This window comes from Chromobacterium alticapitis (assembly GCF_002924365.1).
GTDB classification, from domain to species: domain Bacteria; phylum Pseudomonadota; class Gammaproteobacteria; order Burkholderiales; family Chromobacteriaceae; genus Chromobacterium; species Chromobacterium alticapitis.
In genome coordinates this window covers 324-735 of sequence record NZ_PQWB01000211.1, presented here as the reverse complement: position 1 = coordinate 735, position 412 = coordinate 324, and the positions used below count along the sequence as shown (strand labels likewise).

The window sequence follows — 412 nt, the reverse complement described above, 5'->3', positions numbered from 1 at the left end:
GTCGCGCACGATGTAGAAAGGGCTGTCCTGCAGGTCGATGTAAGGATTGATCTCGTCGCAGTGCAGGCTCTTGGCCAGCGTGCGGTGACGCATCTGGGCCAGCACCTTGATGACGCCGGCGACGCCGGCGGCCAATTCGAGGTGGCCGATATTGCTCTTGATGGTGCCGATCCCGCAGAAGGCGGCGGGCAGGGCCTTGCCGGCGGCCAGTTCGCTGAAGGCGTGCTTGAGTCCCTGGATTTCGATGGGGTCGCCGAGCGGGGTGCCGGTGCCGTGGGCCTCGATGTAGCCGACGGTGGCCGGATCGACCCCGGCCTCACGGAAGGCGGCCTTGATGACGTCGGCCTGGGCGCGCGGGTTGGGCGCAGTCAGCGAGTTGGCGCGTCCGCCGTGGTTCTCGGCGCTGCCGCGG

1 pseudogene is annotated in these 412 nt (G+C 68.4%); it reads right to left on the bottom strand.

The features are described from left to right. Nucleotides 1-412: pseudogene (locus C2I19_RS22345) on the bottom strand (polyketide synthase); the annotation flags it as partial.